27 protein-coding genes and 1 pseudogene are annotated in these 25,228 nt (G+C 47.4%); 12 read left to right on the forward strand and 16 right to left on the reverse strand.

What is annotated here, in order from left to right; all coding sequences use genetic code 11:
- The first annotated feature begins 78 nt into the window (after window positions 1-78).
- From iolD to BIT28_RS22135, 8 genes are all read left to right on the forward strand, one after another.
- Window positions 79-1,950: a 3D-(3,5/4)-trihydroxycyclohexane-1,2-dione acylhydrolase (decyclizing) gene (gene iolD / locus BIT28_RS22100; protein WP_075767117.1), complete on the forward strand. Its 1,872-nt coding sequence runs from the start codon at window positions 79-81 to the stop codon at window positions 1,948-1,950.
- Window positions 1,951-2,043: 93 nt separating this feature from the next.
- Window positions 2,044-3,219 carry a Gfo/Idh/MocA family protein gene (locus BIT28_RS22105; RefSeq protein WP_075767118.1) on the forward strand — a complete coding sequence of 392 codons (1,176 nt, stop codon included), beginning with the start codon at window positions 2,044-2,046 and terminating at the stop codon, window positions 3,217-3,219.
- 12 nt (window positions 3,220-3,231) lie between these two features.
- Window positions 3,232-4,227 (forward strand): 5-dehydro-2-deoxygluconokinase, encoded by a 996-nt coding sequence (iolC, locus tag BIT28_RS22110; protein ID WP_075767119.1) that lies wholly within the window; start codon window positions 3,232-3,234, stop codon window positions 4,225-4,227.
- A gap of 224 nt (window positions 4,228-4,451) precedes the next feature.
- Window positions 4,452-5,336 carry a 5-deoxy-glucuronate isomerase gene (locus tag BIT28_RS22115; RefSeq protein ID WP_075767120.1) on the forward strand — a complete coding sequence of 295 codons (885 nt, stop codon included), beginning with the start codon at window positions 4,452-4,454 and terminating at the stop codon, window positions 5,334-5,336.
- 12 nt (window positions 5,337-5,348) lie between these two features.
- Window positions 5,349-6,176, forward strand: coding sequence for a class II fructose-bisphosphate aldolase (locus BIT28_RS22120; protein WP_075767121.1), 828 nt, complete (start codon window positions 5,349-5,351; stop codon window positions 6,174-6,176).
- A gap of 76 nt (window positions 6,177-6,252) precedes the next feature.
- Window positions 6,253-7,098, forward strand: a complete 846-nt coding sequence (locus tag BIT28_RS22125; RefSeq protein ID WP_075767122.1) for a MurR/RpiR family transcriptional regulator — start codon at window positions 6,253-6,255, stop codon at window positions 7,096-7,098.
- A gap of 181 nt (window positions 7,099-7,279) precedes the next feature.
- Complete coding sequence (locus tag BIT28_RS22130) at window positions 7,280-8,158, forward strand: DMT family transporter (protein ID WP_075767123.1); 879 nt, start codon at window positions 7,280-7,282, stop codon at window positions 8,156-8,158.
- Between the two features lie 106 nt (window positions 8,159-8,264).
- Window positions 8,265-9,146: a patatin-like phospholipase family protein gene (locus BIT28_RS22135; RefSeq protein WP_075767124.1), complete on the forward strand. Its 882-nt coding sequence runs from the start codon at window positions 8,265-8,267 to the stop codon at window positions 9,144-9,146.
- A gap of 7 nt (window positions 9,147-9,153) precedes the next feature.
- Here the strand turns inward: BIT28_RS22135 and BIT28_RS22140 are convergent.
- The 10 genes and pseudogenes from BIT28_RS22140 to BIT28_RS22185 all read right to left on the reverse strand — a co-directional run.
- Window positions 9,154-9,393: pseudogene (locus tag BIT28_RS22140) on the reverse strand (DUF6404 family protein); the annotation flags it as partial.
- 40 nt (window positions 9,394-9,433) lie between these two features.
- Complete coding sequence (locus tag BIT28_RS30225; protein WP_089153709.1) at window positions 9,434-9,919, reverse strand: type II secretion system protein; 486 nt, start codon at window positions 9,917-9,919, stop codon at window positions 9,434-9,436.
- 705 nt (window positions 9,920-10,624) lie between these two features.
- Window positions 10,625-11,635, reverse strand: coding sequence for a trypsin-like peptidase domain-containing protein (locus BIT28_RS22150; protein ID WP_139310506.1), 1,011 nt, complete (start codon window positions 11,633-11,635; stop codon window positions 10,625-10,627).
- 211 nt (window positions 11,636-11,846) lie between these two features.
- Window positions 11,847-12,209 (reverse strand): DUF6404 family protein, encoded by a 363-nt coding sequence (locus tag BIT28_RS30420; RefSeq protein WP_425439650.1) that lies wholly within the window; start codon window positions 12,207-12,209, stop codon window positions 11,847-11,849.
- Window positions 12,210-12,310: 101 nt separating this feature from the next.
- Window positions 12,311-12,673 (reverse strand): DUF6232 family protein, encoded by a 363-nt coding sequence (locus BIT28_RS22160; protein WP_075767129.1) that lies wholly within the window; start codon window positions 12,671-12,673, stop codon window positions 12,311-12,313.
- A gap of 285 nt (window positions 12,674-12,958) precedes the next feature.
- On the reverse strand, window positions 12,959-13,162 hold the full coding sequence (locus BIT28_RS22165; RefSeq protein WP_075767130.1) for a hypothetical protein: 204 nt from the start codon (window positions 13,160-13,162) through the stop codon (window positions 12,959-12,961).
- Between the two features lie 94 nt (window positions 13,163-13,256).
- Complete coding sequence (locus BIT28_RS22170; RefSeq protein ID WP_075767131.1) at window positions 13,257-13,475, reverse strand: DUF6500 family protein; 219 nt, start codon at window positions 13,473-13,475, stop codon at window positions 13,257-13,259.
- 145 nt (window positions 13,476-13,620) lie between these two features.
- Window positions 13,621-14,049: a hypothetical protein gene (locus BIT28_RS22175; protein ID WP_075767132.1), complete on the reverse strand. Its 429-nt coding sequence runs from the start codon at window positions 14,047-14,049 to the stop codon at window positions 13,621-13,623.
- Window positions 14,050-14,301: 252 nt separating this feature from the next.
- Window positions 14,302-14,829: a cytochrome b gene (locus BIT28_RS22180; RefSeq protein ID WP_075767133.1), complete on the reverse strand. Its 528-nt coding sequence runs from the start codon at window positions 14,827-14,829 to the stop codon at window positions 14,302-14,304.
- A gap of 32 nt (window positions 14,830-14,861) precedes the next feature.
- Complete coding sequence (locus BIT28_RS22185; protein WP_075767134.1) at window positions 14,862-15,173, reverse strand: Rossmann-fold NAD(P)-binding domain-containing protein; 312 nt, start codon at window positions 15,171-15,173, stop codon at window positions 14,862-14,864.
- A 103-nt stretch (window positions 15,174-15,276) separates the two neighbouring features.
- Between BIT28_RS22185 and BIT28_RS22190 the strand changes: the two genes are divergently transcribed.
- The gene (locus BIT28_RS22190) at window positions 15,277-16,167 is read left to right on the forward strand and encodes a LysR family transcriptional regulator (protein WP_075767135.1); all 891 of its coding nucleotides are present in this window, start codon (window positions 15,277-15,279) and stop codon (window positions 16,165-16,167) included.
- Between the two features lie 21 nt (window positions 16,168-16,188).
- Here BIT28_RS22190 and BIT28_RS22195 read toward each other — a convergent pair whose 3' ends face one another.
- The 6 genes from BIT28_RS22195 to BIT28_RS22220 form a co-directional block, all read right to left on the reverse strand.
- Window positions 16,189-16,566, reverse strand: coding sequence for a hypothetical protein (locus BIT28_RS22195; protein ID WP_075767136.1), 378 nt, complete (start codon window positions 16,564-16,566; stop codon window positions 16,189-16,191).
- A gap of 8 nt (window positions 16,567-16,574) precedes the next feature.
- The gene (locus BIT28_RS22200) at window positions 16,575-17,183 is read right to left on the reverse strand and encodes a CDP-alcohol phosphatidyltransferase family protein (protein ID WP_075767137.1); all 609 of its coding nucleotides are present in this window, start codon (window positions 17,181-17,183) and stop codon (window positions 16,575-16,577) included.
- A 131-nt stretch (window positions 17,184-17,314) separates the two neighbouring features.
- Window positions 17,315-18,955, reverse strand: a complete 1,641-nt coding sequence (locus BIT28_RS22205) for a BCCT family transporter (protein WP_075767138.1) — start codon at window positions 18,953-18,955, stop codon at window positions 17,315-17,317.
- Window positions 18,956-18,980: 25 nt separating this feature from the next.
- Entirely contained in the window at window positions 18,981-20,096 is a 1,116-nt protein-coding gene (locus BIT28_RS22210) for a mandelate racemase/muconate lactonizing enzyme family protein (protein ID WP_075767139.1), read from the reverse strand.
- Window positions 20,097-20,110: 14 nt separating this feature from the next.
- On the reverse strand, window positions 20,111-21,286 hold the full coding sequence (locus BIT28_RS22215) for a UxaA family hydrolase (protein ID WP_075767140.1): 1,176 nt from the start codon (window positions 21,284-21,286) through the stop codon (window positions 20,111-20,113).
- Between the two features lie 3 nt (window positions 21,287-21,289).
- Complete coding sequence (locus BIT28_RS22220; RefSeq protein WP_075767141.1) at window positions 21,290-21,634, reverse strand: UxaA family hydrolase; 345 nt, start codon at window positions 21,632-21,634, stop codon at window positions 21,290-21,292.
- 221 nt (window positions 21,635-21,855) lie between these two features.
- Between BIT28_RS22220 and BIT28_RS22225 the strand changes: the two genes are divergently transcribed.
- The 3 genes from BIT28_RS22225 to BIT28_RS22235 all read left to right on the forward strand — a co-directional run bounded on the left by BIT28_RS22225 (window position 21,856) and on the right by BIT28_RS22235 (window position 25,220).
- Entirely contained in the window at window positions 21,856-22,542 is a 687-nt protein-coding gene (locus BIT28_RS22225; protein ID WP_075767142.1) for a GntR family transcriptional regulator, read from the forward strand.
- A gap of 649 nt (window positions 22,543-23,191) precedes the next feature.
- Window positions 23,192-24,730: a flavocytochrome c gene (locus BIT28_RS22230; protein ID WP_075767143.1), complete on the forward strand. Its 1,539-nt coding sequence runs from the start codon at window positions 23,192-23,194 to the stop codon at window positions 24,728-24,730.
- A 25-nt stretch (window positions 24,731-24,755) separates the two neighbouring features.
- A complete protein-coding gene (locus tag BIT28_RS22235) occupies window positions 24,756-25,220 on the forward strand; it encodes a cytochrome c3 family protein (protein WP_083652065.1) in 465 nt (154 codons plus the stop codon).
- Window positions 25,221-25,228: the final 8 nt, after the last annotated feature.

The following is a 25,228-nucleotide window of genomic DNA, read 5'->3' on the forward strand; positions in this document are numbered from 1 at the left end:
ATGCAATAAAACAGGAAAACACACTGTAGCCAGGGCAAGGAAGCCATTTTTTTCGTGTGTCGAAAATCGAGGAAGAAGATGAAAACTGTACGCCTGACTGTTGCTGAAGCGCTAGCTAAGTACCTTGCAGCACAAATGATAGACATTGATGGTAAGAAAGAGCAGCTGTTCGGTGCCGCCTTTGCCATTTTCGGTCACGGTAATGTGACATGCTTTGGACAGCAATTAAAAAATATCGAAGACAAAATTCCTACCTGGCGCGGTCAGAACGAACAGTCGATGGCGACGGCAGCAATCGCCTATGCCAAAGCAAACCAGCGTCGGCGTATTGGTATCGCAACCAGTTCTATCGGTCCGGGTGCAACTAACATGGTAACTGCGGCAGGTATTGCCCATACCAACCGTCTGCCTTTGCTGTTGATCTCGGGTGATGCGTATGTGAGTCGCCTGCCTGATCCGGTACTGCAGCAGCCAGAGAACTTCGAAGATCCGTCAGTGACGTGTAACGATACCTTTAAGCCATTGACCCGTTACTGGGATCGTATCGTCTCGCCGACCCAGTTGATGCACACACTGCCTCAGGCGATTGATACCATGCTGGATCCGGCCACCTGCGGGCCTGCCTTTATCGGCTTGCCGCAAGACATTCAGGGCGTCGCCTACGATTTCCCGGAAGTTTTCTTTGCCGAAAAAGTACACCGTATTCGTCGTCCGGAGCCTGAAATGGTCGCTCTGGAAGAAGCAAAAGAAATCCTTATCAAAGCCAAGCGTCCGTTGATCATCTCCGGTGGTGGCGTGCACTACTCGCTGGCAACCGACGAGCTGGCCGCATTTGCCGGTAAGCACAACATACCGGTTGTTGAGACCATTGCCGGGCGTGCCACAATGCTGCAGGACAACCCGCTTAACGCCGGGCCAATCGGGGTAACAGGCTCTGATTCTGCCAACTATATGGCTGCCCATGCCGATGTGGTGGTGGCGATTGGTACCCGACTACAAGATTTTACTACGGGCTCGTGGACCGTATTCCGTAATCCGGACATGAAACTCATCAGCGTCAACGTGGCTAGGTTTGATGTGGTGAAGCACATGTCATACCCGGTACTGGGCGATGCCAAAGCCTGCATGACCAAACTATCAGTATTGCTTGGTGACTGGCGCTCTGAGCAGGAGTGGGCAGATACCGCCAAGGCACAGGCTGATGAGTGGAAAGCTGTTGTTCACCGCCGTACCCATCCTCAAGAAGGGGATTTGTTGCCGGGTACATCATCTTATGCAGAAGTCATCGGTAAGCTAAATAAATCAATGGAAAAAGGCGATACCGTGCTGACGGCTGCCGGTGGCCTGCCTGCCGAGCTGGCAATGAACTGGCAGAACTACCAGATTGGCAAGTTCGACATCGAGTTTGGCTTCTCCTGCATGGGTTATGAAATTGCCGGAGGCTGGGGTGCCAAGATTGCCAACCCGGACAACGATGTTGTCGTGCTGGTGGGTGACGGTTCCTACCTGATCCAAAACTCAGATATCTACTCGTCGGTACTGACAGGTCACAAGATGATTCTGGTGGTATGCGATAACGGTGGTTTTGCGGTGATCAACAAGCTGCAGAACAATACCGGTAACGAATCCTTCAACAACCTGCTGTCTGACTGTCGTCGTCCTGACGGCGAACTGGCCCGTGTCGATTTTGCCAAGCATGCCGAGGCACAAGGCGCTATCAGCGAGAAGCTGTCTTCAATCGACGACTTTGATGCCGCCTTTGCCCGTGCCAAGGAAGCCGACCGTACCTACGTGATTGTGGTCGACATCGACCCGGTTTCACCTGCGGCATGGTCCAAGTGCGATTGCTGGTGGGAAGTCGGACTACCTGAAGTTACTGATAACCAGGACACAGCCAAGAAAGTGGCTGAGTGGGAAGAAGGCCGAGCGCACCAGCGCCGCGGAGTATAAGTTCAGGGGCCAAAGACCCTAAAAAATTTCCAATAACTGAAACCGCAGGCACGGCGGGAAGATAACCCGCTGTGCCAGTAAGGGAGCAAAATTATGTTTAATGAAGAACGTCACTTTGAACAACCTATTCGCTGGGCAATGGTCGGCGGTGGCCGCGGTAGCCAGATTGGTTACTCGCACCGTAATGCCGCGCAGCGTGATGGTCTGTTTAAGCTGGTTGCTGGCGCGTTTGACTTAGATCCGCAGCGCTGTCGTGATTTTGGTGTCAACCTGGGTATGGATGCCGAGCGTTGCTACGCCAGCTATGCCGAGATGTTTGAAGCCGAAGCCAAGCGTGAAGACGGTATTCAGGCAGTCTCTATCGCGACACCAAACTCTACCCACTATGAAATCTGCAAGGCGGCACTGGAAGCCAATTTGCACGTTGTATGCGAAAAGCCGATCACTTTCACTACCGAAGAAGCAGAAGAGCTGAAGGCGATAGCGGCAAGTAAGAACCGTGTGATTGGTGTGATGTACGGTTACAGCGGCTTCCCAATGGTTCAGCAGGCGCGTGAAATGGTTCAGCGTGGCGATCTTGGTGAAGTGCGCGTCATCAACATGCAGTTTGCCCACGGTTTCCACAACGAAGAATACGAGAAAAATGATCCGGGCCTGAAGTGGCGTGTAAGCCCTGAGGTGTCTGGTCCTACTTATGTGCTGGGCGATATCGGTACTCATGCATTCTATCTTTGCGAAGTCATGACCGGCCTTGAGGTTGATCGTCTGTCTTGTATGCGCCAGAGCTTTATCAAGTCTCGTACACCGTTGGAAGATAACGCTCACGTGATGATGGAATTTAAGGGCGGTGCGGTAGGTACGCTATGGGCATCGGCGGTGAATGCAGGTTCTATGCACCAGCAGAAGATCCGTATCGTCGGCTCTAAAGCTTCCATCGAATGGTGGGACGAGCATCCGAACCAGCTTCGCTATGAGATTCAGGGCGAGCCGCCACGTATCCTCGACCGCGGTATGGGCTACCTGTATCAAGATGCGGAAGGCGTTGCTGCAAACCGCGTAGGTGGCGGCCATGCGGAAGGTTACTTCGAGTCATGGGCTAACCTGTATCACCGCTTCGCGTTGGCATTTGATGCTGCTGACCGCGACGATCAGGAGACGCTGGAAGGTATCTGGTTCCCGGGTATCGATGCCGGTATCGAAGGCGTACGACTGTGTGAGAAATGTGTTGAGTCTGCAGATCAGAATGCAGCCTGGGTTGAGTACAAGTAATAGGAACACACCATGACAAAGATTGCACTTCAGCAAGATCGTCCGCTGGATGCCATCGTGTTAGGTCGCGCGGGCGTTGATCTTTACGCCCGTGAATCCAACACGGACATGGCAGATATTTCAGGGTTCAATAAATTCGTCGGTGGCTCGGCGGCCAATATCGCAGTCGCGATCAGCAAATTGGGCGCCAAGGCAGGATTTATCGGCTGTGTCGCTGATGATGCATTCGGCGGTTATGTTCGCAGCTATATGTCGGGTCAGGGGATCAACCTTGACGGCATGATGACGGATGCATCCGGCTCGCGCACCTCGGTGGCCTTTACCGAGATGAAGCCGAGTGACTGCACAGTCCTTATCTACCGTAACAAGGCCTCTGATCTGACTATCAAGCCCGAGCAGGTTGACCCAGAGTACATTGCCAGTGCCAAGGTACTGGTGGTGACCGGTACCGCATTGTCTGAAAGCCCGAGCCGCGAGGCAACGCTGATTGCCATGGAACATGCTCGTCGTAGTAATACAGCCGTAGTGCTGGATGTTGATTACCGCCCGTATTCATGGCGTACCGATGTCGATGCATCCATCTATTACGGTATTGCTGCGGGGCTGTCAGATATCGTTATCGGCAACCGCGAAGAATTCGACATGATGGAAACCGTGCTGGCGCCGGGAAACAAAGATGACGATGCCACGGCTGAGCGTTTCCTTCGTGCCAATACCCAGGTCGTCGTGATCAAGGCGGGCGAGTTGGGTTCAAAAGTGTACTGCCGAGACGGACATAAGTTCCAGCAGGGGATTTTCCGGGTTGATGTCCAGAAACCTTTTGGTTCGGGTGATTCATTCGCAGGCGGCCTGATCTGGACGCTGGTTAACGGCGGAGAGCTGGAAGAAGGCGTTAAGTACGGCTCAGCCGCAGCCGCGATTAATGTCAGCGGCAAGAGTTGCACCGAGGCAATGCCGACCCAGGAACAATTGTTCGATTTTATTGAGACCAGAGAGCAAAGCCTGTAGCCCTTCACCGGACGGAGGTGCTATCGGTATTACGGTCAGCCGGGCCGGTATTTAACGAATTTGTTTTTATGAACATTCCGAACGATACATTCCATCGGGGCCCGGCTTTTTTATCTGACTGGTTTTCAGATAACAAGCGACAACAAGAAATAAGAAAATTTAAGAAACCGAATGCTATTGCGATGCGGCTTAGAAGCAGCGTCGCAAGTGAGGAGGAAGCTACAATGGGTAAACATATCCCACCGTTTGATAATAAGAATCAGCCAATCGTTGATATCAACGATGATGTCACGCCGCTTTGTTATTTCAACCAGGTTCGCCTGAGTCAGGGGGAAACACACAGTCATTATGTTGAAGGTTATGAGTCAGTGATTGTGCTGGCTGGCGGTACCTGCAGCATCAAGGTCAGCAAAAAAAGCGCTGAAGCGAGTGAAGAAGCAGTTACTTTCGATAATATCGGCCAGCGTGCTTCAGTTTGGGAAGGTAACCCCGAGTCGGTGTATGTACCGCTGGGTTATACCGCTGACATCGAGTGTGTCAGCGGCAGTGCCGACATCATGATTGCTGGCGGTCGCTTTGAAGAATCGCTGGAGCCTTTCTGTATTCGTCAGGACAACGTTGATATTGTCCAATATGGTTCGGACGATACGAAAACTCACCGCAAAATCAAACACGTACTTGGTCAGTCCAACGCCGACAAGCGTGGCCGCCTGCTGGTAAGCGAACTATTTACTGTCGGTGCCGGTGGCTGGTCAGGTTTCCCGCCACACAAGCATGACGAAGACAGAGTTAAAGAGGACGGTAGCAAGGAAACCTTGTACGAGGAAGTTTATCAGTTTCGTTTCAATCCGGACTTCGGTTTTGGAGCTCAGTTCCTGTATGAACATGAAGACGACTTTGGGCCGGTGTACCACGTTCGTACCGGTTCGGTTATTGCCATCGACAAGGGCTACCACCCGAGCGTTGCTGCACCGGGCTACGAAATGTACTACTTCACCATCATCGTGGGCAAGACATCCAAGTCGCTGATCCAGCACTTCGACCCTCACCATGAATACCAAGTGGAAACCATCCCTGGCATCAAGGACATGATTGCCAAATTCAAATAACAAGGAGCGGTTATGCTGGTTAACTTAAAAGATTTATTACCAGATGCAGCGGCATCCAACTATTCGGTACCTTGCTTCAATGTCTTCGGCTATGAAGATGCCAAAGCGGTAGTTGAAGCTGCCGAGGAAGTGGGCAAGCCAGTTATTCTGGCCTGCAATAAAGATGTGGTCGATTTCTACGGGGTAGATACGGCAGCATCAATGTTCCTCAATCTGGCTCATGAAAGTACTGTACCGGTATGTTTGCATCTGGATCATACTTACGAAGAAGATATCGTTTTCCGCGCCCTGAAAGCCGGTTTTAGCTCAGTCATGTTCGATGGCTCTCAGCTGTCGTTGGACGAGAACATTGCCCGTACTCGCGCTGTGGCGGATGTTGCCCATGCACTTGGCGCGTCGGTAGAAGGCGAGATAGGGTCAGTTCCTTACGAGGAAGGGCGTGACCACATCAAGTCCATTTATACCGAGCCTGAGGATGCGGCGCGTTTTGCCGAGGAGAGCGGAGCAGACTGCGTAGCCATTTCTGTCGGGAATGTTCACCGTCTGACCGAGCCAACCTGCACAATTGATTTCGGACGGTTGGATCAAATTGCGGCGCACGTGTCGATTCCACTGGTGATCCACGGTACAAGCGGAATTCGCGATGAAGATATGCAGAAGCTGAAGCAGAGCAGGGTATCTAAGTTTAATATCGGTACTTGCCTGCGCCAGGCGCTTGGTCATAATCTGCGCGATTACATGAATAACGAGCCGCAAAAGTTTGATCGAATCTACTTTATGCAGAAGGCAATGCCCTATGTAAAGCAAGAAGCGATTCGCAACTTTGAATTATTGTCCTAAAATACCTGCCCCAAGGTAACAGGCCTTGGGGTATTATCTTTTTATTGTTAGCTTTCGAACGGGAGAGCCGCTAGGTATGCAAGTTGAAGAGACCCAACTACAACAAGTGCCGGCCGATCTGGATACACTGAAAGAGCTGATTGTTAAGCGCTATGACAAACTGAGCCATCGCTTACAGCAGGTCGCGGACTATGTGATGGCGCAGCCAATGCTCGTTGCGGTCGAGACAATGGCAACCATTGCCGAACAGGCGGATGTACCGCTGTCGACACTGAGCCGATTTTCAAATGCGATGGGCTTTAGCGGCTTCAGCCAAATGCAGGCATTGTTTCGTGATCAGTATCTGAATCGTCCGAGAGACTATAAAGAGCGGGTACGACAGGCACGTGAGCAAGATAATCTCGGGCCGGAATCACCAATGGCTATTTTCCAGGATTATGGAACAGCCAATGTCGAAGCTATTGAGCAGCTCCAGATATCGGTATCGCCACAGAAGCTGGAACGTGCCATCGCGCTGATGGACAAAGCCGACACTATTTATATTCAGGGAATGCGAAGAGCTTATCCGGTTGCCTTTTATTTATGGTATGCCTTGATGAAATCGGATAATAATGTCGTGTTGCTAGACGATCACGGCGGGATGCTAACCCCGATGACCCGCCGCATGAGTGAAAAAGATGTACTGGTTACTGTTACTTTCAGCCCGTACGCTCCTGAAACCAGCTCGTTGATTGAAAGTGCGTTTGATAAAGGCGTGCCGATTGTTGCCATTACAGACAATCAAATGACGGCCAACGGCAGCAAGATGGATGTCTGTTTCGAAGTTCAGGAAGGGGAAGTCATGGGTTTCCGCTCCTTGAGTAGTTCAATGTATCTGGCGCAGACACTGGCAGTGAGCCTGATGTGCCGTGAAATCAAATAATCGGTAACTAACCAAGAACACAGAAAGAAGCTGGCGAGAGTCAGCTTTTTTCTTACTGCTTACATAAGAAAATACCAAATTAGCCCTGTAGCATACTTATTGGGTTTGGTAATGACTGCTTTGACGATAGAATAGCCAGTCTTTGCAATATCGCCTCTCTTTTACACTTGTCAGGTACATTATGACTTTGGATCGTCGCGCTGATCTTATATTGATCGCTACAACTATGCTGGCGGCTGCCGGATGGATTTTTTCTAAAGAGGCCATTCAGGGCCTGCCACCATTTGGCTTTGTCGGTACACGCTTTGTATTGGCGTCGATGTTTCTGCTGCCATTTTGTTTTTCGGCGTTAAAGAAAGTCAGCCGCGGTGATTTATTCAGGGCAATGGGCGTTGGCTGTTTGCTAGGCAGTGCGCTGCTGCTGTGGATTTTCGCTGTCTCTGTCAGTGATACGCTGGGTGAAGGCGCGTTTATTATGAGCCTCTCCATGCTCTTTGTTCCTCTAGTCGCCTGGCCATTATTCAGACAGCGACCGCCGCGTATGTTCTGGTTCTCTTTGCCGCTGGCTTTCGGTGGCCTGATGCTTCTGTCGCTGGGCGGAGGCTGGCAACAGTCGGCAAGCCAGATATGGTTCGGGCTGGCTGCACTGATGCTGGCTCTGCATTTCAATTTCAACAGCCGCTGCGCCCAGCGTATACCTGCCTTGCTGCTGACATGCATCCAGCTGTTTGTTACCGGGATCATGGGGCTGGTGGCTTCGCTGGCCTTTGAAACCTGGCCGCAGCATGTCGGTATTGATATCTGGGGCTGGTTCGCCATGAGCGTGGTGATTGCAACCAGCTTGCGTTATGTGATGCAAACAACCGGGCAGAAGCACAGTACAGCGGCTAATGCCGCGATTATTATGGTCTTGGAGCCGGTATGGACTGTGTTTCTGAGTATTCTTTGGTATGGCGAGCAGATGCCGATAAACAAGGTACTTGGCTGTACCTTGATTTTGATGTCACTGCTGATTTATCGCGGCGGCGCAAAAATCATGACAAAGCTGAAGGCGGCTTAGTACTTCTTAGATAGTCAACACCTACTGATACAATAATTAATAACGATTATCCTCCAAGAGTTTGAAGGCGTATCTTTTTCCTCGTAAAGAAAATTAAGAGGTGAGTATGTCTTTTGAAAATAGCCGGGCACTAATTGTTGAAGGCGGCGCAATGCGTGGGATCTTTTCCAGCGGTGTTTTGGATGCTTTCATGGAAGAAGGCTACCGGCCCTATGATTTCGCCATCGGTGTTTCTGCTGGTGCGTCAAATTTGGTAGGGTATCTTGCAGAAGCGCCTGGCCGCAGTTACCAGGTGATCACCGAGCTTGCGACCAGCCGGGACTTCTATAACCCTTCCCGTTTCTTGAAAGGCGGCGATCTGGTTGACGTCGAGTGGCTGTGGCAGCAGTCTAATGCACGTTATCCGGTCGATAAGAGTAAGCTTTTCTCGTCAATCCCGCTCTGGACAGCAGTGACCAATGTTGAAACCGGCAAAGCGGACTACTATCGTATCGATGAAAGCAATGCCGACAGCGCTATGGTTGCAACCGCCGCTCTTCCTATTGCGTTCAAGTCCACACCTTGCTTTTCGGGTGGCTGTTTTACTGATGGTGGAGTGGCAGATTCAATTCCAGTGAAAGAGGCCTATCGCCGGGGCTCTCGGGATATCACTGTGATCCTTTCACACCCGCTGAGCTATCAGAAAAACCCGGCAAAGTATCCGTGGCTACTGAAAAAGTTATTTGCCAGTAATCCGGCATTAGCGAATGCTATGGTGGCTCGAACAGAAACTTATAACCAGTCACTGGCATTTATACGTAATCCGCCCAAGGATGCGGTGATCAGAGTGATAGCGCCGCCTGATGAGTTCTCGGTTAAACGCTTGACAATGAACAAAGCCATATTGAACCAAGGCTACGAACTGGGTTTGCAGGCCGGAAAGGAACACATGATGAACCGCCAAGGCTTACATGGCCTGACCGATGAGAACTGCCATTTTTGTGTTTAACTCTCTTCTAGGTGAAGCCTTTATCTTTTAACCATCGTTCCCATTGGTACAGCTTCAAGCGCTTCGCCTTGACTTTAACTTTGATGGCTAGAATGACACCGGTAGTAACACCAAAAAACAAAGCGGCATATAACTGGGTGATATCTAATCCGATAAATTGCCAGACAAACAGCCACATGAAAAAGCCCCAAGATAATGTCCCCAGGACTGTTTCAAGCCAAAATAACTTCATGGGGCTTTCAAATAAACGTGGCTGGGGGGGGGGATAAAATACTTAACAGTAGATACTAACTGCGCTTAGCTAAAGTCACTTCTCCGTTGGTTTCTGAATAGGTTAAGGTGTATGGCGCATCAATAAACTTATACGTACACTTGTTGCCGCCTAAACCATCACCTGAAGCCGTTGGTTTCTCGTAGTCATCTTCAGTCAGGCTGGAAGCTGGTAATAGATTCTCAAGAATATCATCACAGCTTTGCACTGTATCGATGATGCGAGGGTAACCTGTTTCATTAAAATGCAGGTTATATATCGTGTAGCCCCAATCACCTTCTCGACCTTCAGTCACATTAGGATCGGGCTCGCCATCTACCAGCCATTTACTATGAAAAAGCTCAACAGCAGAATGGAATGATCCTTTTAAACTTAAATATGTCGATTCCTTGGCATCATCTTGTACATTAAGAAATCTTGGTGCCGCTGTTACCGAAATGATTGCCAGAAGAACAATAACGACAACTAACTCAATTAACGTAAACCCTTTTTGCAACTGCACCAACTCGCCCTCCTAGCTATATGGACACAAATTATGCAACACGTTGAGTTGTAGTGTCTACTTCATGACAGCTAAGTTGCAGTATTTCCAAGAATATTTCGACAAAAAATACGCTTTAGTAGAGCTTTAACTCTAGTTTTATAAATATCATTAGTTGAGTGGTTAAGTTTAGAAATTTTCTTGATTAGAAATGGCATGAAACTCTTGGGGTTTGAAAGTGATTTGAGCCATGGTTGTATTCGATAAACTACCCACACCAAAGAAGATTCTTCCCCTTGAGCGATGGAGTAACTTGGTTGATAAAGCCAATAGAAGGGGAAGTTAGATGGGGTTGGTGGTGTGAATATTGCGTAACCAACCCCCTCCAGCTCCCCCTTATATGAACAGTTGCTGCCAATTGGCTTTGTCGATGAAGGGGAGGGCTGTTCACGATAGCTTTGACCATTATTGACAGTGTTAGACACTTGGTGCCTGAAAGTAATATGAGCCTTAGTTGTATTCGAAAAATCATCAACACCAAAGAAGGTTCTTCCCCTTGAGTGATGGAGTAACTTGGTTGATACAGGCCAATAGAAGGGGAAGTTAGATGGGGTTGGTATAAGGTAAGCTTGTTTGATTTTGAACCAGTTATAAGCTTCAAGCGCTCCCCCTTCAACAACCAATTTTTGAAAGGAGAGGCTCTTTTTTTAATGAGCTAAAGCGATGTTATGCTTCGTTTAAACATACTAACGGGACTGTGAAATTCTGACTTTTTTCCGCAATAGCAGATGGCGGTATGTTCTTTTGAGATTCAGTGACATGATACGAGATGTTTTGCTCATTTAAGAAAATGCTGAGCATTGATGCTTTGATCGATTCTTTGCCTGTACTTGTAACGATGCCAATGACATCGCCATTTTCTGCGATCACAGGACCACCAACATTACCAGCGTTTATTTCATTTGTGATTCTCATGAAACGAATGTCATTATACTTTCCAGATGCGCGGCTGATGATGCCATCTGTAATTCTTCCTTGATATGAAGGTATTTTTAGGTTGTCCATATCAGACAAGTCATATCCATAAGAATAGGTTCTCTCACCTTGGTAAGTTTTCTTTTTTGAGCTTATTAAAGCATAAGTCTCATTTGAAATGTCAGACTTTAATAGTGATATGTTATTCATCTTATCTGAACGAATAACTGTTAAGTCAACTAGTTTACCATTTCGCTCATAACTAAGTTTGGAACAGTTTCCGATTAGATTTCCAATAGATAATAGATATTTATTATTAATAAAGAAGGCTGAAGCACTTACACTTAAGTCAGGAGTGTAATTTACACCATTAGAGACTATGTTGTAATTATTTACCGTTCTGTAGTTTTTTACAGTTTCGTAGTTCTTTACTTGCGTGTTGTTACTCGTTAAAGGACGTCCATTAACTTCTGTTATGTTGCAGTTTACTCCTCCAGAGTCTATGCAAGTTTGCTGAGCCAGATCCATTGCTTCTTCTTTTGTACTTGCTCCCCATGCAGCTCCGGCGGAACCATTTGTACCTATAGAAAAAGCTTTATGGTTTGGCTTATCTTGATACTGCTTGTATAGATCATTAGTAGATACATTGGCGGCATTAACTACAGAAGAAAAACAGAAAGCAGCTAAAAGACTTGCGTTGCAAAAATTTACGTTCATTTGAACTCGACCACTTGAGATAGCTTTCAATAAGTTCAGATTCACTCTAACTACTTAATGTCATTGCGTTGTTAACATTAGGGGGTAGACGAACTATAACTTATCAATATGTAAATAATGACAAACATTCTACACTTTGAAGTGGCTAAAACTAGGCATAATGCCTCAGGAGTATGTCTTTGATCACACTGATATAGTAATCATAAGATCCTCAATACTGGGCTCTTTATGAATTAATGCCTAATCCAGTCCACTTCTAAGTATCTAACCCCTCAAACTCCTCCCACCTCGAAAGTGTGTACCGCTTTTTGCACCATTCTGCGTGGAAGGCGATATACAGGCAGTAGGTGACGGTCATGACCAGGCAGGACAACAGTATGCGATCAATGGAAGTATCAATCTGGACCCAGTTGATGAGCGTGATGACAATACACCAGGGGATGACGAAGCCGAGCCAGGCAACGGCGATATTCATGAAAAAGGAGTTGTAGGGGAAAGGCCGGATACGGAAGCCCAGACGTCGAATACTTCTTAGGTATGGCGGGTTGTAGCAGGATTCTCGCATGCCTGTTAGTCCGAGCTCTCTGTGAGCGAGTCTCAGTTTATTTTCAAAGCACATAAAATCCCTTTAACATTAGCTTTTAAAGAGAGATATTCTACTCCTGATCTTGTTTTCATCAAGTTGCATATTGTTGAGTTTAGTTTTCAATAATCGTGATACTACCGATCAATACTTTCTGCGATGTTTTTGAACAGGGCAAACTCCTCGGGTCTTCTGCCTCGGGCCAATGGAGCCCAATGATCACCGCTTTCATCGGTGCCGCTGAATTCAGCCCGAAGTTCGTATTTCTTGCTTGTTAAAATGGCAAACAAGGCACCGATAAGCATGAGTACTGGGCCAATAATAGGAAGGAATGCCCAGCCAGCCACAGATACGGCAAGGGAGATACACAGTATCCGGATGATCTGATCTTTAAGGCGCAGTTCTTTGGCTTCTATGGTCAGTATTTTTGAAAGAGGGTACACGTCCTTTTTGACTGTCAGTGTGTTGTCTTTTAAATAAATGTCTTGTTCTTTGTACATCGTTCGTCCTTACTGGAAATATGAAGTTGTTACATACCGTGTGAACAAACCTATCAATATCAAACACTTCGTTATACATATTCACATGGCAAATGAATTGCATCAAGATGAATATGTGTAACGGTTTATGAATGCTAATGAGTTTGTGAACAACAACAGGCTACATGCAGCAGATTTTCGCAGTAGTCATCAGACATTCCACACAAATCACTATTGGTATTATTGGGCTAATGGTTGACTTGGCGTGGTTTTAGTTAGAAACCTCACCATTTGAAGCAAGGGGGACTAGTCGTTGTTTAGGTTGCCTAACGGGATCACTTTCTCGACCACCCAACTTACTAATGAGTAGGTGGTAACGAAGATAGCGAGATTAGAGACTGCGGTGATGAAATTAAAACCTGACGATAAGATGCCGTAGTCTAGGCCAAACACGCTTTTGATTGTAAAGACTAATAGCACCGTTATTACCAGAATAATTGCCGACTTCACGATTGGGTTTTTCCTGTTGCACAGCCTGTAAGGCCAGTGGCAAGGATTGTCGTAAAGAGTAACTTCTTGAACACACTATTTCTCCATATCGGTGTTATTCTTCAACTCTAACTAAGCTTATGATCTTTAAAGCTTTTTCAAAATGGTCCAGTTCATGGGTTTTAATCCACCATGTGGCTGCTTCCATCAATAGTTCCGGGTTATCATTTTTGTTGGCGAAGAATGCATAAAATGACACACCGACACCTTCGCCTTTTTGAGCAATTTTCTTTTGGCAGATCTCGATAACTTTCTTTCTTAGTGACTCACGCATAGCTATTCAATCTCTTCTGGATGAAATAATGGAGAGACGAAACCCTACGCGATAACCGTCATGAACTCAACGAAATACTGTATTTATACACAGTACCTGTAAGGGAGGGAGCATCAACTCCCTACATATGCAGGTGAATAAAGCGTTACGCGCCAAAAAAGCCAATCGTATACAGCCAATGTAGAGGTGCGGCGACTACAATGTATGAGCTCCAAAAACAGGCTATGGTGATACCAAAGACGCGAAAGCTTGAATGGAATGTATATTCCTCCGAGTCCATTATCTCATCTTTGTTGAGGTGGAATTTCTGAGAGAGAAAAAATGCCAAGATCACATACGCAATGGTAAATGTGATGGCCGGGACTTCCTGCGGAACAAAAGGGGCGGCGAAAATGAGGGAGATAATAAATACAATTCCAAGAATAATGGTTGCCTTGGAGTGGTTTTCTTTTTTAAGTATCGAAAAGTTAGCCCAGAGAAAATAAATTAATCCAACGGGCCCGCCAAGTGCACCGCATGCCACTTGTTTGGGTGTATAAATTCTAGTCGTAGCAGAATCTTGAGTATTGCTCATGTCTGAATAAAACCTTTTAAACGTAATAGTAATATAAGCAGAAGTGAAAATAGTTTTAGTACTGATGCTTCTAATATCAACACGTTAAAAGCAGAGTAAAGCAGGGTTTTGTAAGCTTACGGGGCAACTCTCAATAATTCCTTATCAACTGCTATGGTAATAGATAAATTTGGGTCAATTTTATTTACTGTGCTTGTCAGCCCGTGACTAGTAAAAGACCGAGTATCTCTACTCGGTCTTTTAGTCTTTTACTTATAGAATTCGTTTGAGTACGTCATTTTCTTTGTCAAAGAGCCTGTGCTTGATAGCGCCGGCAATATGAGCGACCAATACAGCAATGAAGAGATAAGATGCCCATTTGTGAAGGGCGTTGGTGACCTCAAAGACATCTTTGTTGTCGTCAATCAGCTCTGGCAAATCGATACCGAAGAAGTGGACGCCACTGCTGTATTCGTAAGCGCTAGACTGCAGATAACCGAGTATCGGAATAAGCACCATCAGTATATACAGGGATGCGTGGGCCGCTTTTGCAGCAAGCTTTTCATGTTTTGGCATGCCTTTGGGTAACTGTGGCAGTGAATGACTTCGTCTGTTTACGAGACGAATAATGACGAAAATGAACGCCAGAATGCCGAATGACTTATGCCAAAAATACAAAGATTCGGAATGCTCCATATTGTCCATGTCGAAGGGAGTCATATAAATCCCAAGGACAAGGAGGCCGACGATCAGGGCGGCACTGAGCCAATGAATGGCTCGGATTGAAGTTGGATATTTCATGAGTAGGTCCTGCTGAAATTAAAGAATGTCTGTTATTGGCTCGGTACTGGCAGTCCGCCCCAGGCACGGAAAACCTTACCTGTTGAATTGCCTTCAATGGCATCGATATAAAAACTGGCAACCTGTTCGGCACTCACGAGTCCTCTGCCTGTACGTTCCGGCTCAACAACCGGTGCAGGGCTGACAACATTTAGCCGTAATCCTCGCTCTAACATGGGAGCCGTGTGCTGGACAAACGCATCGATGGCGGCGTTGAATGGGCCGGTGGCGATGCTGTAGCCATTGGGATAATGGCTAAGGAAACCACTGGTTAATGTGATTGAGCCGAATACTGCAATCTTCATGATATTCACCTTGTCATCATTGTTGATAAGGGAAGTGTATGAGGTTTACTTGTTTTCCAGAATGCGATTAAATGCGAAATCATTTTTTCTTAAATGCAAAATTATGGATAAGCTTAAAGCCATGGCGATCTTTGTCGAGATTGCCGAACAGGGCTCAATGTCAGCGGCAGCACGAAAGCTAGGTGTTGTGAACTCGGTAGTCAGTAAGAATCTGACTGAGCTGGAAGTCTGGTTGGGACGGAAACTGGTGTACCGATCAACGCGGAATATGCGCCTGACCCAAGATGGACACAAGCAGCTTGAGCATTTCAGGGAGATCCTGGAGCGAGTCAATGGGCTGGAAGCAGACCCGAATGAAGAAATGGTTCAGGGGCTGGTTAAAATCACAGCCCCAATTTACCTCGGACAGCAATTACTGGTGCCACATATTCCTGAGTTCCATCGCCAGTATCCCTTTGTAAAGCTGCACCTTGAGCTGAGTGATGATTTTGAAAACATGATTGATGAGGGGTTTGATGTTGCACTTAGGGCCTCACAGATGCTGGATTCTAGTTTTATTTCTCGTCGGTTATCGGATGCATCATTAGTCGTTGTCGCGAGCCCTGATTATATCTCTCAATATGGCATCCCTTCTTCTCCCAAGGCGCTGGTAAAACATCATTGTCTGGTTGAAGGGGCGGTTGATAACCAGAGGCGCTGGCGGTTTAAAAATACACGTAATGAACAGATCTCTGTTGCTACTGACGGGGCGATATATACCAATTCGGGAACGAGCATAAAACAGCTTTGTGAGGCCGGATTGGGGATCGCGCAGTTACCAAGTTTTCTTGTTGAAGAGAGTATCGTCAGCGGGAAGCTGGTGGAGCTGCTGCCTGATTATGCACTGAGTAATTTTTATCTCCATTTGCTATATCATCAAAAGGGAACCCGTAATCTAGCCATTAAAGCGGTCGTTGAATATTTCGTCTCTCGGTTATCGGACAAGAGATACTAAGCGGTCTCAAAGCGCCTACTGCTAAATGAACGCATAGACAATAAATGCCCCGAATGTTGCGGCGAGAATACCGCCAATACGACCGTAAGGTTTAGCGAAAGACAGGGCCCATGCCATTAGACGGTGGAAGCTGCGACGGCCGACGGCGGCTAGAGTGAAAGCGGCAATGAGAGATAGCCAGCCGATGATCTCGATGATGAATGGAAACCTCGATACGTCAGATTGAGCGATTAACAAAAAACCTATAATCAACCTGATAACAACGGCCAGGACGTGGATTTGCAGGCTACCGAGGTGTCGTCTCAGATAACCAAACACCATTGTTGGTTTAACGAGAATGACTATCCCGATAAGAAAGATTAGCGTGCCAAAAAGCAGGATGATCGAGGTCATAATCATTGCGCTGTCTACGGGTGCTGGCTGTGTTTGGAATGGTCTTGGTTTTGACTTCGGCTTTTGCTGCTATGTTCAGTGAGGCTTTTCTTTCCCCAGGTGAAGACATAATGTCCGCCACTGATTAATACCAAAGAAATCAGCAGCCACAGACCAATTTCAAAAAAGATTTCGGGTAAAATAGGGTAGACCTGTTGCGTGATTAGCATGAGAGCAAAGGCAATCTGTACAAACGTACTTGCCTTGCCCCAAAAGCTTGGTGCGATTTCGTAGCGGCCAAAAAGGCAGTAATAGGCAATAGCCCCGACGAGAATGATCACATCTCTAACGATGACGATTACGGTAACCCATACAGGGACTAATCCTACGATGGCAAACGCAATAAATGCGCTGATCAGCATCGCTTTATCTGATAGAGGATCGGCGATCGCCCCGAAGCGGCTCATAGCATCAAGTTTGCGAGCAAGCCATCCGTCAAGCCCGTCACTGATTCCGGCTAAGAAGGCAATCCACAATACTGTCGAGTAATTTCTCTCAAGGATCAATAGGCAAATTGGTACCGCCAAAATGAGACGTAATGTCGTCAAGATGTTAGGAATTTGCTTGATCACACGACAGGCCATGATAGGTACCGTTCCCTGCTGATGCCTCTTACACCAGTGTATACCATTCCCCGTGGTATTTTTCTGAATAAAAAAATCCTCCGCTACTGGCAGAGGATTTTTGATAGTAGCAAGAATGTTACGCTTGCTTTTTAACCTTCGTTAGTTGACGGAGAAAGGTAGGCAGCTGTTTCGCTATCATCGGCGCTTGCCGTTGTATTGCTGGCTGACTCTTTCTTCGCTTCGGTCGTTACCTTGCTGGTGGATTGATTAGCAACGATTTCCGTTTCACCACCAAAGTCCTCTTTTAGCCACTTGCTGAAGCCGTAGAGCATGATAAATATCACAATCATCAGCGGAAGTGAGGTCACAATAGCCAGTGTCTGAACGGTGTTTAGCGGAGCATCGATAAACATCATCGCCAGTGGTACGGCTGCCAGAATCAAACACCAGAACAGGCGTAGTGCTGTCGGTGGGTTGGCATTCTCATCCAATTGGTTGGCTGCGGTTGCCGCCAATGTGAAGGATGCCGAATCAAGCGTAGTCGCTAGGAACAGTGTCGACATTATCGCAAAGATAATAATAAACAACGCGCTTGCTGGCAGGGTATTTAGCACCGCGATGACTGTTGCAGAGCCGCCGTTTTCGGTGATAGAACGGGTAACATCAACGATTTCAGTCAGGTGCACGTTCATACTGAAGCTGCCCAGAACACCGAAGAAGATGAAACAGCCGGCGCTGCCGCCAATAACCATGCTGCCGATCACTTCTTTCAGCTTGCGACCTTTAGATACCTTGGTAACAAACAGTGCCATGAACGGTACGTAGGTCATCCAGTATGCCCAGTAGAATACGGTCCATGAAGTCGGGAACGAGCCGCCTTCAACCGGATCTGTCCATAGGCTCATGCGAATGAAGTTTTGTAGCATCAGGCCGTAGCCATTGGTCATCTGGTTGATGATGAAAGAAGTTGGACCCACGATAAGAATAAGCAGAACAAAAATCACTGCCAGCTTGGTGTTCATATCGCTCAGTTTTGCCATGCCTTTTTCAATGCCGACATAAGAGCTGACAGAGAATAGCGCGGTGATAAATAGCATCAGGCCGACGTTCATGGCAAAGCTGTTTTCAACGCCGAGCAAGTAGGCAATACCTTCTGTCACCATAGGGACACTCAGACCCAGTGTGATACCCATAGCACCGACACAGCTGAAGATGAAAATGGTATCAATAACCTTGCCGATCACTGGGTTGTAGAAGCGGCCCATGATGCTTTCACATACTGCACTGAGCTTAAGCTGCGGGTTTTTCTTTACGTGGAAAGAGTAGGCGACTGGTAGCGAGGCAATACAGTATAGTGACCAAGCTGAGATCCCCCAGTGGAACATGTTATAGCTGGTTGCCCATTCTGCGGCCATTGGCGAGTAGGGTTCTACGTCAAATGGTGGTGTCATGTAGTAGTAACCCCACTCGACAAATGCCCAATAGACGGTTGCCGAGCCTAGTCCGGCACAAACCATCATCGCCAGGTAGGTAAACTGGGAGTATTCTGGCTTGTCGTTTCCGAGCTTGATTTCACCGTATTTGCCAAGAGCAATTTTGGCGAGAAAGATGACACTGAAGAAGCCAAAGAAAAGGAAAACCTCACCAAATTGGTTAGTCAGGGTGTTAAAAAGTTGGCTGGCTATCGCATTTCCCTGTTCTGGGAAAAGTGTCAGGCCAACAACCACAAAGAGAATAACCGACAGGCTTATTGCCATTAACGGTTTGTCTATTTTACGTTCACTGTTCATAACTAAAAATCCTTCTACACGTTTCTTATATTCGGTATTTATTGATCACGTCTTCACTCAGTTCGATACCAAGTCCCGGAGAATCCGGTACAGGTACGTGACCTTGTGAAAATGGCAGTCGGTTGCTCACGAGATCTGTAAATAAAGGACTGCTGCTCTGGGAATATTCCATCAGCGTGCCGTGCTCACAGGCGGCTAAAAAGTGGACCGAAGCCGCGAGCAAGATGCCGGTACTGAACCCATGAGGGACGAGTTGGGTACCGTGTAACTGGGCAAGATCGTAAATCTTCTTCATCTCGGTGATACCTCCGCAGCGGGTGATATCTGGCTGGACGATGTCGACTTCAGATTGTTCTAGGAAGGACTTAAATTCATAGCGGGTCGTGAGTGATTCTCCGCCGGCTAGCTTGGATTGGATCTGGCGAGACAGGCGTGAATAGCCGACCATATCATCTGCCAGTACGGGCTCTTCGACCCAGTTTAGGTTGAACGGCTCCAGGCGTTTGCACATCTGCGCGGCATGGCCGGTAGTGCGCCACTTGGAAGCCAGATCAATTTGTACTTCTATTTCATCGCCAACGGCTTCGCGTACGTGGCGAACAATTTGGTAGTCCGTTTCCGGATCGTCGCCGAATACACCGCCGCCGAACTTAATACTGGTAAAGCCCTGGCGAACAAGATTCAGGGCGATCTCGCGGTTATTCTCCGGCTTGCTGTCGGGAATGAAGGTGCCGTAGGCACGGATTTGATCGCGGTATTTTCCGCCCAGCAGGGTATGCACCGGCACGCCATAGAACTGACCGGCAATGTCCCACAGGGCGATATCGATAGCGCTGATGGCGTGAATGCCTGCACCACGGCGACCTACGTAGTTGGATGCCCAGTACATCTTGTTCCACAAACGCTCGATTTCCAGCGGATTCTCGCCAATCAGCAGTTCGCGTAGCCCGTAGCAATACAGGTTTGAATGCGGTGTTTCGATACATGCCTTGACGACGGCAGGGGAGCTGTCTGCCTCACCGATGCCGGTTATGCCCTTGTCGGTATGTACTTTGACAATAACGGCATCTTCACCCCATTCACAGGGCTGATCAGGCTCAGGTACTCGTAAGCAAATGACTTCTATATCTGTAATACGCACTGCTCAGTCCTTGGTTATTGAGGTTCAATACAAATGAGTTTTTCCAGACGCTGATCTTTTTGATACAACGTGCAGTAGGCGAAACCGATATCTTCGATGGCGGTCGCCTCACCCTGAACAATATTTTCCAGAGTGTGAATGATCCGGTCGGCGCAGGAGTGAATGCTGTCGGTTCCCTTCATGATCCCGCTGACATCGACATCAATGTCTTCAGTAATTTGGGCCGCATTACCGCTGACTCGGATCACCGGTACGATCGGGTTGTTGAATCCGGCACCACCTGTGGTCCACAGGATCACCTGGGCACCGAGAGAGGCGAAATGCATACCGGAGCCGCCGCATAAGTGCGTCGTTTCTGATAGGTACATTCCCGGTGTGGTCGGACGCTCGGTCATCTTGGCGTTGATCCTCAGTACATCCTGAATAGGGCGGGTACCGGTTTTATGCAGTGCGCCAAGTGCCTTCTCTTCGAGTGTGGTCAGGCCGCCGACACTGTTGCCGATGCTCATGGTCTCGACATTGGTGCCTTCGATGTGCCAGCGCTTCTCTTCTTCATTGATGAGGCGATCGATCTTGTCGGCGACGTTGGGAGTGACTGCTCGTTCGCGCAGGATGTCCTCACAACCGACAAGCTCGATAAGCTCACCAGCTACACAGGTGGCGCCTTTATCTACCAGCAGATCGGCAACGCGACCGACTGATGGGTTAGAGGCAATACCTGAACTGGTATCAGAACCACCACATTTGATCCCCACAACCAGTTCGCTGAGTGGAACAGGCTCGGGCTGGATTTGATCGGCATAAGCTGTCAGCTCTTTTGCCAGCTCGGTGCCCATTTTGATGGTGCTGCGCGTTCCACGTGATTTGATGATCGACAGTGTCTGTACTGGCTTTCCTGCATTGCGGATAGGATCGGCCAGGATCGCCGGGTCGATACTTCCGCATCCCATGTTCAGCAATAGGGCACCAGCCACATTAGGGTTCAGTGCGGCGCCTACCATAGTGCCGACCAGCTCTTCGTTACCACCGTACATACAAGTGTTGTAGTTGGTTACGACGACAGTGCCTGGCACTTTCTGGCTGATGGCACGGGCAATACCTTCTGCACATTCGTCAATGGCCAGGATGAGTACATGATTTCGGATCCCCGCGCGGCCGTCGGGGCGACGAAAGCCTGATAAAAACTGCATTCGTTACTCCTCGATCTGCATTTGTTCAATGATTTGCTTGATGATCGGCTCTGGGATGTCTACCCGGGTACTGCGGACATTTTGTACATGTACCAACTCGCCGACCGGAATCGCTTTGATGGCAACGCCAATGTCGTAACCCGCTTTTTTAATTGCTTCCTGTGTCGAGATAGCGTTTACCGCGACTTTATTGCCGAACGTGATGGCTTGCTTGCAGGTCACAATGCCTTGTGCCCGGTTGCCGTCATCAATAATTTCAATCTGCTGTCCTTTTTCGACATCAGCGAGCAGGGTCGCCACGTTGTCATTCTGGGAAAGCAAAATTGCCTTGTTCAAAGGTGTGTCCATAAATCCTCATAGATTGTTCATTGTCGGACAATCGACAGTTGGCAATCTTAATGAGTAATTTCAAAATAAATGCGACACAAATCACCTTTTGTTTTATCCATTCAATTTTTGTATGATTGTCTGACAATCGTCACGTTTTATTGATTATGCGAATTGTTGACTAATCCGGTAGAATTAAGGCAACTGCGGTATTCCGCTATCTGTAGATGTATGGAAAGATAATGAAAATCGTAAAACAGAGCTTAGAGGAGCAAGCCGCGGGCTATCTGCGTGAGCTGATCCTCAGTGGAAAATACGGAATGGGCGAAAAGCTGGTGGAGAGTGCACTGGCGAAAGATTTGGAGCTATCGCGCAGTACAGTGCGGATGGCCCTGAACACCTTGGCCCATGAAGGTCTGGTGGTTCAGAAACCCTATGTTGGTTGGCAGGTAATTAATATTACCGAGAATGACCTGTGGGAGCTGTATCACTTACGTGTTGCTCTGGAAACACGTTCAGCCTGGCTGGCGGCTGAGCATATTACCGAAGAGGGCAAAACTCGACTGCATGATTTGATGGATTATTACCTGCAAGTTGGCCGCAGTGAAGGTGTAACTTGCCTGCAAATCAGTAAGCTTGAACTTGAATTGCATACATTAATTATTGAGCTAAGCGGCAATATGCGCTTGCACCAGATTTACCGCAATGTCGCTAACCAGATGCTGATTTATTTTAATATTGACCACGCAAGTTATGATCCGGAGGAGAGCGCTTTAAGTCATCTTCCTTTGGTCGAGGCAATTTGTGCTGGTGAAAGTGGTAAAGCATTAAAACTGGCTGAAGAGAATATTACCGTTTATTCAGTGATCGGGCATAAATTCCGTGAACAACATCTGAAGCGTTATTCAGAACAGCAAGGCGAATCTTGATAGCGCTATCGAAGTAGAAGGTAGTAGCTACCAAGCATAATATTATGGGCGAAGGTGATTTTAATTACCTTCGCCTTTTATTTTTTCTGACGATTATCGCTATAAATCCCCATAAGAACATGGCTTATTATAATTTATTGATATCCGAATTCGTTATAGTCACTATCAATGAATAAAAGTGTGAAGTTCATCAGTTGTATTCATTGCCATGGTATTACGTAATTTTAGTTACCGGTGATGGGCTTTTGTGTCGCCTTGGTTATTGGCTTGTGTTTGGTTGGTGTTTTTCTGGGTGTTGCTTGTAATGATTTGTTTTGAATATGGTGGCTTATGCATTTCATGCACGTTATTCATGACTACTATGCAGTAAATGATTTCAGCGCATAACATTAATGACTATTCATCATTACCTCTTATGGGGTAATTAAATCTACAATTCTGGCACGAGTTAATCGGCACCTTTTTATTCTGTTCAATCAATGAACCGGAACGATTAAATATATAACAATATCTATAAATATAAGTTTTGCTAATGCGGCAAATGAAAATGTTATTTTCTGTTACGCCATAAAGAGCCCATTAGATGTGCTTTTTAATTCCTCTTGCCGCCTATTAGAAAGAGTTTTTTATCTGAAATGGAAGCACATTTATGAGTAATGATAATTGCCAAAAGGTAGATGTTTCACGACGAAAGTTATTGGCTGGTGGCGCTGCTGCAGCAACAGCCATGATGCTTGGCAGTGAGGCAAGTGCCAGTCAAATTAATAATGCCATTAGTTGGGATAAAACGTTTGATGTATTAGTTATTGGTAGTGGGTTTGCTGCTTTGTCAGCTGCGATTGAGGCTCGTCGCAAAGGGCTTGATGTCATGATCGTAGAAAAAATGCGTGTTCCGGGCGGTAACTCCACCATTAATGGTGGGCTGTTCGCTGTTGCAGGCAGTGAGTTACAAAAAGAAGAAGGCGTTGAAGATAGCGTCGAGCTTATGGTTCAGGACATGATGGCAGCAGGCCGCGGGATTAACCACCCTGAACTGACAAGAGCGATCGCTGCTGGTTCACCGGATGCGTTTAAGTTTGTGGTTGAGTGCGGTGCCAAATTTAAGCCTAAGTTATCCTGGCTTGGTGGCCATTCGGTAGCCCGAACTTATCTTACCCATAATGCCTCTGGCTCTGGCATCGTCAGGCCGCTGGTCAAAACCGCCCGTAGAGAAGGTGTTGTTATTCGCACTGAATGCAAAATGCTGAATTTCATTACCAACGATGACAAACGTATTATCGGCATCCAGGTCAAAGACGGCTACCGCTTCCCTGATGAAGAGACGGGCATCGTAAAACACTTTAAAGCCAGACGCGGGGTGGTTCTCGCTTCCGGTGGCTTTAGCCGTGACACCAAGTTTTTATCTGCTCAAGATCCGCGGTTGGGTGGGGTGATAGACAGTACCAACCAGCCGGGAGCAACGGGAGAGGCGCTTCGTGCAGCATTTCGAATCGGTGCTGTACCCGTCCAGTTATCCCTGATTCAGCTTGGCCCATGGGCATCACCCGATGAGCAGGGTTTTGGTGTTGCTTCAATGTTTAACATTCAATCAGGCTTCCGTTACGGGATTATGGTCGAGCGGGCGACAGGGAAACGTTTTGTCAATGAATTGGCAGACAGGAAGACACGTGCCGATGCCATGATCAAAAACGTCAAAGAAAGCGGCGAGCCTGATTACCCAATTATTCTCGTCGACAGTGTGGGTGCCAAGGCATGTCCGACACTGGATCGCTGCCTGGAATATAAGGTTGTGCATGCGTTTGACCGTCTGGAAGATCTTGCCAGTCATTACCAGATCCCAGCAGAGGGACTCATTGAGTCAGTGACTGCCTATAACGAGTATGTCAAAAACAATGACGACTTGGAGCTTGGTAAACCTGTCTCGACAGCAACGCCAATCATCAAGCCGCCATTTTATGCCGTCAGAGGCTGGCCTAAAGTGCACCACTGTATGGGTGGGGTCGAAATTAATCCGAGTGCCCAGGTTTTACATTCCGAAACCTTTGAGCCGATTGCCGGGCTTTATGCAGCAGGAGAGGTAACAGGCGGTCCTCATGGTGCCAGCCGTCTTGGAAGCTGCGCGATTACCGATGGATTGGTGATGGGACGTATCGCAGGCAACAGTGTTGCTCGCAATGACGCTATTTAGTCTTCTCTGATTTGGAATGAAAACAATGAATAACACGAATAAGTTAATTACACCGCTATTAGTATTCGTTCTGCTCTTAGGGTTGGCATTTAATGTTTTTGCCTCAGATACAAATGCTTCACCGAAGAGCAATGCAGAACAAGTGCTGGAACAAAACGCGCTGCACCAGAAAATTTTAGATTATATCGACAACAAAATTTATAACCAGGTACCGGTAAAAAGCTATCACAAGAAGGTCCACCAAAACGGAAATAGCTGTGAGCTTTGCCACGGCTCCAGCGAACCTGTTACGCCTGCAGATACTGCAAATTGCGCTAATTGCCATGGCAGCCCTGAAGCGGTTGCAGAGTTAACCAAAGAGCTTGAGCCCAATCCGCATAACTCTCCGCACTGGGAAACAGAGCTTCCGTGTGATTCATGCCATATGGAGCACAGTGAATCGAAGTCTGTATGTAAACAGTGCCATCAGTTTGGCTTTAAGACACCATAAACTCGCTG

It is taken from the genome of Photobacterium proteolyticum (assembly GCF_001939735.1).
Taxonomy (GTDB): domain Bacteria; phylum Pseudomonadota; class Gammaproteobacteria; order Enterobacterales; family Vibrionaceae; genus Photobacterium; species Photobacterium proteolyticum.

What these genes read in the sequence shown, in the direction of transcription:
- BIT28_RS22235 (WP_083652065.1), top strand. Translation starts at nt 24,756, where the DNA reads ATGAATAACACGAATAAGTTAATTACACCGCTATTAGTATTCGTTCTG.
- iolC (WP_075767119.1), top strand. Translation starts at nt 3,232, where the DNA reads ATGACAAAGATTGCACTTCAGCAAGATCGTCCGCTGGATGCCATCGTG.
- BIT28_RS22120 (WP_075767121.1), top strand. Translation starts at nt 5,349, where the DNA reads ATGCTGGTTAACTTAAAAGATTTATTACCAGATGCAGCGGCATCCAAC.
- iolD (WP_075767117.1), top strand. Translation starts at nt 79, where the DNA reads ATGAAAACTGTACGCCTGACTGTTGCTGAAGCGCTAGCTAAGTACCTT.
- BIT28_RS22205 (WP_075767138.1), bottom strand. Translation starts at nt 18,955, where the DNA reads ATGAACAGTGAACGTAAAATAGACAAACCGTTAATGGCAATAAGCCTG.
- BIT28_RS22125 (WP_075767122.1), top strand. Translation starts at nt 6,253, where the DNA reads ATGCAAGTTGAAGAGACCCAACTACAACAAGTGCCGGCCGATCTGGAT.
- BIT28_RS22190 (WP_075767135.1), top strand. Translation starts at nt 15,277, where the DNA reads ATGGATAAGCTTAAAGCCATGGCGATCTTTGTCGAGATTGCCGAACAG.
- BIT28_RS22135 (WP_075767124.1), top strand. Translation starts at nt 8,265, where the DNA reads ATGTCTTTTGAAAATAGCCGGGCACTAATTGTTGAAGGCGGCGCAATG.
- BIT28_RS22175 (WP_075767132.1), bottom strand. Translation starts at nt 14,049, where the DNA reads ATGAGCAATACTCAAGATTCTGCTACGACTAGAATTTATACACCCAAA.
- BIT28_RS22215 (WP_075767140.1), bottom strand. Translation starts at nt 21,286, where the DNA reads ATGCAGTTTTTATCAGGCTTTCGTCGCCCCGACGGCCGCGCGGGGATC.
- BIT28_RS22130 (WP_075767123.1), top strand. Translation starts at nt 7,280, where the DNA reads ATGACTTTGGATCGTCGCGCTGATCTTATATTGATCGCTACAACTATG.
- BIT28_RS22225 (WP_075767142.1), top strand. Translation starts at nt 21,856, where the DNA reads ATGAAAATCGTAAAACAGAGCTTAGAGGAGCAAGCCGCGGGCTATCTG.
- BIT28_RS22195 (WP_075767136.1), bottom strand. Translation starts at nt 16,566, where the DNA reads ATGATTATGACCTCGATCATCCTGCTTTTTGGCACGCTAATCTTTCTT.
- BIT28_RS22105 (WP_075767118.1), top strand. Translation starts at nt 2,044, where the DNA reads ATGTTTAATGAAGAACGTCACTTTGAACAACCTATTCGCTGGGCAATG.
- BIT28_RS30420 (WP_425439650.1), bottom strand. Translation starts at nt 12,209, where the DNA reads ATGTGCTTTGAAAATAAACTGAGACTCGCTCACAGAGAGCTCGGACTA.
- BIT28_RS22185 (WP_075767134.1), bottom strand. Translation starts at nt 15,173, where the DNA reads ATGAAGATTGCAGTATTCGGCTCAATCACATTAACCAGTGGTTTCCTT.
- BIT28_RS22170 (WP_075767131.1), bottom strand. Translation starts at nt 13,475, where the DNA reads ATGCGTGAGTCACTAAGAAAGAAAGTTATCGAGATCTGCCAAAAGAAA.
- BIT28_RS22230 (WP_075767143.1), top strand. Translation starts at nt 23,192, where the DNA reads ATGAGTAATGATAATTGCCAAAAGGTAGATGTTTCACGACGAAAGTTA.
- BIT28_RS22200 (WP_075767137.1), bottom strand. Translation starts at nt 17,183, where the DNA reads ATGGCCTGTCGTGTGATCAAGCAAATTCCTAACATCTTGACGACATTA.
- BIT28_RS22160 (WP_075767129.1), bottom strand. Translation starts at nt 12,673, where the DNA reads ATGTACAAAGAACAAGACATTTATTTAAAAGACAACACACTGACAGTC.
- BIT28_RS22115 (WP_075767120.1), top strand. Translation starts at nt 4,452, where the DNA reads ATGGGTAAACATATCCCACCGTTTGATAATAAGAATCAGCCAATCGTT.
- BIT28_RS22220 (WP_075767141.1), bottom strand. Translation starts at nt 21,634, where the DNA reads ATGGACACACCTTTGAACAAGGCAATTTTGCTTTCCCAGAATGACAAC.
- BIT28_RS22180 (WP_075767133.1), bottom strand. Translation starts at nt 14,829, where the DNA reads ATGAAATATCCAACTTCAATCCGAGCCATTCATTGGCTCAGTGCCGCC.